Genomic DNA, 6,569 nt, shown 5'->3' on the forward strand with positions numbered 1-6,569 from the left:
TCTCTATCAGAAAATCATACTTTTTGCAAGTAAAAAGCTCCATTCTTGTCGGAACACTTGCATATTAGATGTTAGGGACGAGTGGATAGGAATTAGGAACAGCTGTATGTTATGTACCACTTGAAACGCTTGCGTTTCATCGTATATAAAGTCCTAACCCCTAACTATTCGAAAAGGTTATCATAAAAAAGAAGATCCAATGCGAAAGCGATTGAAGCGAGATCAACAAATTGGAATGACGAAAAAATTTCGTTTTTCGAGCAATCCGTCAATTTGTTGATCAGAGCAGAAAGCGCGGTCCATCCCTTGGCTTTGACAAGGGATGGATTCGCCCAAATTTTCAACCGTCGAATTCGCGTTGAATGGAAAATTTTCGAGATCACTGATAAAACATCCTTATCGAACGGAACTCCGAGAGTCGGGTTTAACTCTTGAACCCGGACTTAGATTTCAGAAATATTCGCTTACTTCAATTGCTACCGCAATATTATTAAGTTTTTATAATATTCCCTTTTCATACAATTCAGGTTTAGAAACAAGTTTGCAAATTTTCATTCATTCGACTTTGTTCCTGCCGAATTCCTTCTTCCAGTAAACCACCCCGAATAAAACAAAACCGATCAGACAAAACGTTCCTTGCCAAAATCGTAATAGAAAAAAATATCCCAAAGAAAACATTCCGAAAAACAAAGCTACGGTTCCCAAAACCCAAAGTACGATTCTACTTTGAAAATCTTCCAGCCTTTCCTTACTACCCTGCCCCTTCCAAAATCCGAAAGGATTGGCCCTTTTTACAAAAGCGTCTAACGTTTCCTGCGGAACCGGAGGAGTCGCCAAGGTAACGATGATCGAAACCGCGACGGAACCGATCGCCACCCAAAACAGAAGATATTCCGATCGAACGTCGGGATACGAAGGATACAAAATCATAGATAGAACGAGCGCCGTGATCATACCGGAAAGTTCGGTCCAAGCGTTGGTTCTCCACCAAATCCATCTTAGAATTTGCGGCAAACCCATACCCGAAGCAAAGGCCAACAAAAATTTCCAAGCGCTCGCAATCGATTGAATCTGAGTCGCGACGAGAATGGCGACGATCGACATCAAAACAACCGCGATCCTGCTCACTCTCACCAAGGTCTTATCGCTCGCGTTCGGATGCAAAAATCTCAGATAAAAATCGTTCACCAAATAACTCGCACCCCAGTTGATATGAGTGTCCGCCGTGGACATGAACGCAGCCATCAAACTCGCAAATACGATTCCCAAAACCCCGCTCGGAAGTATCAACTTCATCAAAACGGGATATCCCATCTCTCGATCTCCCGCGACGAGTTGTCCTTCCGAAAAATATCTCGTCGGATCGTGTAAGGGAAAGACGACTAACGTTACGAGCGCGGTCAACACCCAGGGCCAAGTCCGAACGATAAAGTTGGCTACGTTGAACCAAAGGGAGCCCTTCTCCGCTTCCTTTGGATTTTTTGCGGTGTGAATTCTCTGCGCCAAATATCCCGAACCGTCCGAATAATACTGCGCCCACCACTGAACGCTAATGAATATTAGAAAAACATTGAATGGCAGGGATGCTTCCCGAAAGTCCGGCCAGAAACTTAGAATGGATTCGTGTTTATCCGGATAAACCTCTTCCATTTTGGAAAGTAGACCGGAAATTCCGCCCTGACTGGAAACGGCGTAAATCGCAAAAAGAATCGCCCCGCCCATTCCCAATGCGAACTGAACGAGATCGGTCAGAATCACACCTTGGATTCCTCCCATGCTGCTGTAGACGATCACGATCAAAAACAAAATCAAGACCGTAATCGTATTATTCAAAGAATCGAATATTAGAAAAGAGGGCCATAGATTTTGAACGATCGCAAATCCGTCCGCTCCGAGCAGGTCCTTCCAATCCAAAAACGGGCCCGTTATCTTGGACATCGCCTTGAACACCCATCCAAGTACAATCGAATTTACTAATATACTCAAATAAAACGCTTTGACCATTCGGAGGATCGTAGCGGGCTTTCCGCCGTAACGGAGTTCGACGAACTCCACGTCGGTGAGTACTTCCATCCTTCTCCATTTGCCCGCAAAAAAAACCGTCATTGCCATATAACCGATCGCCCAACTCCACCAAAACCAATTGGCGGAAATTCCGTCCGTCGCGACAAAGCCGGTAATTACGAGAGGAGTATCCGCAGCAAACGTGGTTGCGACCATCGAAGTTCCAAGCCACCACCAAGGAAGTTTACGATCCGCGACAAAATAGGAAACGAGACTTTTACCCGCCTTGGGAGAAAGCAAAATTCCCGCCGCAAACGCGAACAACAAATACGAAATTATGAAAAACCAATCGAGAACGCTGAGCATACTTTTTTCTTATTCGAAAACGAATTACCGTGTTGATAAAACTTTCGTCAGTTTTAAAGCCTTTCCTGAGAACGAAACCTTCTTTCCAAAATTCGGAAAAGCAAAATCGAATTCTCTTGATCCCTCTCCTTAAAAGAAAAATATGACTGTTAAGGTTATGGCAAATATCATCGTTCAAAAATACGGCGGAACTTCCGTGGGAACCCCCGAAAGAATCCGGAACGTTGCAAAAAGAATCAAATCCTATCACGATAAAGGTCAGCAAGTCGTCGTCGTTGTTTCCGCTATGGGACATACCACGGACGAACTCGTGGATCTAGCGGCAAAAATTTCGGCAAATCCTCCCAAACGGGAAATGGACATGCTCCTCTCCACGGGAGAACAGATTTCCACTGCGCTCCTCGCCATGGCGCTTTGGGAAATCGGAGTTCCCGCAACTTCCTTCACGGGTTCTCAGATCAAACTTCTCACGGACGGCAATTTTTCAAATGCGAAGATCAAAATGATCGATCGATCTCGAATCGATTCCGCGTTAAACGAAGGTAAGGTGGTAATCATCGCGGGTTTCCAAGGGATCGATGAGGATGAAAACATCACGACTCTGGGAAGAGGCGGATCGGATACGTCCGCAGTCGCGATCGCCGCGGTCCTAGGCGCGAAAGAATGTGAAATTTATACGGACGTTGACGGCGTTTATACTGCCGATCCGAGAGTCGTTCCAAACGCCAAAAAACACACACAAATCACTTACGAAGAAATGCTCGAACTTGCAAGTTTGGGAGCGGGAGTTCTTCATTCTCGAAGCGTCGAATTGGGAATGAATTACGACGTGGTCATCCACGTTCGTTCCAGCTTCAACGAAAACATAGGAACTCTTGTGGTGAGCGAGGATAAAATTATGGAAAAATTGAAAGTCAGCGGAGTCACCGCAAAAAGCGATCAGGCAAGAATCACGATCGCGGGAGTTCCCGACAAACCGGGATTAGCTGCGGGTCTTTTCGGAGAACTCAGTTCCAAACATATTCTCGTGGACATGATCGTTCAATCCTCTCCACATAACGGAATCAATACGATCTCCTTTACGATTTCGAAAAAAGACGTCCACGAAGCGAAACCGATTCTACAGAGCTTTTCAAAGTCGCATAACGCGCAAGAACCGGAAATCAACGAAAACATCGCGATCGTTTCCGCGGTCGGAGTCGGAATGAAGTCTCATGTGGGAGTTGCGGCGGGAATGTTCAAGGTTCTTGCGGACAACGGAATCAATATTGAAATGATCTCCACTTCCGAAATCAAAATTTCCTGCGTGATTCCGGAAGATCAGGCGAAGGTCGCGGTCAACAAGATCCACGACGTTTTCGGTCTTTCGGCTTAAATCATTTTTGTTTTTAAAACTCCGAATTTGATTCCCCGTCTCGGAGTTTTACCCCTTCCGTTCGCCGTCCGTATCCGGTTCGGATTGAAAGGCCGCAATCAGTTGAATCAGAACGAAACACCAGTGCATGATCGTTGTGATATAACCCATCGGAAGGCTGTCCACCACGATAAAAATCTGCCATAAAAGTATATTCGCAGTTCCTAATAGAGTATGAATTGCAACCGCCGTGATGTGCCAGGAACGAGTCGGTTCCGCGCGAAAAAGAAGCACCCCGAGAATCAAGGCCAAACCGTGCGCTTCCAGAGATCCGATTCCTATATATTCTTGTCCTTCGAAAAGACGGGCCGCCGGACCTTTGGCGAAAAAGATTCCCAAGATATCCATGGAAAACAAACCGGCGATAGCCGCAAAAATCAGCATGATTCCGTTGATTCTTAAGAGTAATTTACGCGTCGTAAGAGTCATATGATTCAGCACCTTCCTCACATTATTTTTAAAGGTTAAAACGAAAGAATTTAGAATTTGTCCTAAAACTTTTACAATCCAATAACTCTCCTTTCGGAAAAGATTCGATCTTAAAACATCAAATCGTAAGATATAAATCCGACATAAAACAAATTTAGAGTCCTCTCCAAAACCCGTCGAGCGATCTGAATAAGTCCTGGAAACTCATCTGAACGGCTTCCTGCGGGCGGCGTTTAGGAAACGAGACACTGAGTTTCGCAGAAACGCGGGAACTCCCCGCGTTTTCCGTAAAACGGTAAACTCAAATCTCTTCCGCGTGCCATAATGGATAAAAACGGAAAAATTTTAACCCTGAACCCCTGATCTTATCACTGACCTTAGTACGAACTCCTACAAATATTTCCTTTCGAGTTTTGGGACGAACTCTTACCCACCTTTTATCGATAGAAAACAATGATTTTTTTATAAATTGGCAATATTTTACTCGAGCATTTCGTCCCACACTCTATTAATATTTTTTAATTCCTAAATGGCCCATTTACGGGAGGCGCAATGAGCATTCGATTTCGTATTTCTCTCTACCTTTCAATCGTTTTGTTTATCGGTTTTAGTATTCTTGCCGGTATCAATACCTATACGGCCTATCAAAAACTGGAACAAGAGGTAGTCAACAATTCCGAAGTAACAGCCGAACGTTGGACCTTGGAGGTTAAGGATTATTTAGACACGGGTATGGGAATAATCCGAGGTTTCCGATTCCCGCTTTTATTCGATTCGCCCCCCCGAAGTAAAGTCATCTTAGCCCTACAAGAAATACTAAAAGTAAATGAGAATTACTTCGGAGCCCGAGTGGCCTACGAACCGAACGCTTTCGACGGGCAAGACCCTCAGTTTGAAAATACGAACGGACATGATTCCACCGGAAGATTCATTCCTTATCTTCATCGCGGAAAAACAAAACAAGAAATCGTATTGGAAGCGGCTAAGTATTACGACAACAAAGGTCCGGAAGGGGACTGGTATCAAATTCCTAAAAAAACGAATTCTCACTTTGTGACCGATCCGTATTATTACGAGGTGGAAGGAAAGATCAAAATTCTTATGATCTCTCTGATCGTTCCGTTCCGAGTAGACAATCAGTTTTACGGAGTTGCCGGTCTCGATTATGAGTTGGAAGAATTACAAAAACTGATCGGAACGAAAAAGCCGTTTCAAGACCAGGGATATTTAGCCCTCCTTTCTCCCAGAGGGATTTATGCGGTGAACGGTTTCGACGGCAATCTGGTGGGAAAACAAATTCCCGATGCGAAGGAATTGGAATTCTATCTTAAAAAAAGCCAGGAAGAGGAAGGAAAAAAATTCACTACCGACTCGAACGGACATACTCACTACTTCTTTCCGTTCCATATCGGTAAAGACAAACGTTATTGGGCGATGCAGGTCAGTATTCCCAATTCGATATATCGAACCGCGATCGTTTCCATTCTTTTTCAAAGTTTTATTTCCACCCTACTCATACTCGTCTCCGTTCTTTTTTGCTTAAACTTTATATTCCAAAAATTGATTACGGCCGGACTTCTCAAAGCGGTCGGATTTTCCGAAGAAATCGCGGGCGGAAATTTAGTCGCGCAAAGTTCTCACGATAAAAAGGACGAGATCGGTACGCTTCTCGGTTCCATGAATCAGATGCGGGAAAATCTTCTCAAAGTTTTGAGAGAGATCGGAGGATCCGCAACCACTCTCAGAGACACATCCGAAAAAATGGCGGACTCTTCCAGAAATTTTTCCGACGTAGCACAAACGCAGGCCTCTGCTGCGGAAGAATCCTCCGCGGCCGTCGAAGAACTCGCCGCCTCCGCTCAAAACGTGGGTAAGTCCATGGAAAAAGCGGTTTTCAGCATGAAGGAAATCGACGGGAACGTCGTGCGACTCAAGGAACAAATCGTGAATATCAACCGGGAGATGCAGGATTTAGTGGAACTCGCGGCGCTATCCAAAGAACAAGGAGTTACCGGTGAAAACGCGATGATCGCGTCTACAAGCGCCATGGCCGCGATCGGAGACAGCGCTTCTCGAATCACGGAAATCCTATCCATCATCACCGAAATTTCCGAAAGGACGAACTTACTCGCGCTCAACGCCGCCATCGAAGCCGCAAGAGCGGGCGAAGCGGGAAAAGGATTTGCGGTCGTCGCCGAAGAAATCGGAAAGTTAGCCTCGCAGACTTCTTCCAGTGTGCAAGAGATCGGTTCGCTTGTTAATTCCACGAACACCGCCGTATTCAACGGAAATACAAAAGTTGCGGAAGCGTCCAACGTTCTTAAAAAACTCAGAGAACAAGTGGAAGAATTCGATC

The 6,569-nt window shown here is 45.1% G+C and carries 4 protein-coding genes; 2 read left to right on the top strand and 2 right to left on the bottom strand.

Going from position 1 to position 6,569, the window contains the following annotated elements; all coding sequences use genetic code 11:
* Positions 1-555 precede the first annotated feature (555 nt).
* Positions 556-2,370: a sodium:solute symporter family protein gene (locus LEP1GSC194_RS15755; protein WP_020774492.1), complete on the bottom strand. Its 1,815-nt coding sequence runs from the start codon at positions 2,368-2,370 to the stop codon at positions 556-558.
* 157 nt (positions 2,371-2,527) lie between these two features.
* On the opposite strand from LEP1GSC194_RS15755, the gene LEP1GSC194_RS15760 reads away from it, so the two are divergent.
* A complete protein-coding gene (locus LEP1GSC194_RS15760; RefSeq protein WP_020774506.1) occupies positions 2,528-3,745 on the top strand; it encodes an aspartate kinase in 1,218 nt (405 codons plus the stop codon).
* 48 nt (positions 3,746-3,793) lie between these two features.
* On the opposite strand, the gene LEP1GSC194_RS15765 is transcribed toward LEP1GSC194_RS15760, so the two are convergent.
* A complete protein-coding gene (locus LEP1GSC194_RS15765) occupies positions 3,794-4,213 on the bottom strand; it encodes a hypothetical protein (RefSeq protein WP_017809698.1) in 420 nt (139 codons plus the stop codon).
* 552 nt (positions 4,214-4,765) lie between these two features.
* On the opposite strand from LEP1GSC194_RS15765, the gene LEP1GSC194_RS15770 reads away from it, so the two are divergent.
* Positions 4,766-6,569: methyl-accepting chemotaxis protein (locus LEP1GSC194_RS15770; RefSeq protein WP_020774504.1), on the top strand; the 1,804-nt coding region annotated here is incomplete at its 3' end.

The organism is Leptospira alstonii serovar Sichuan str. 79601 (genome assembly GCF_000347175.1).
GTDB classification, from domain to species: Bacteria; Spirochaetota; Leptospiria; order Leptospirales; family Leptospiraceae; genus Leptospira; species Leptospira alstonii.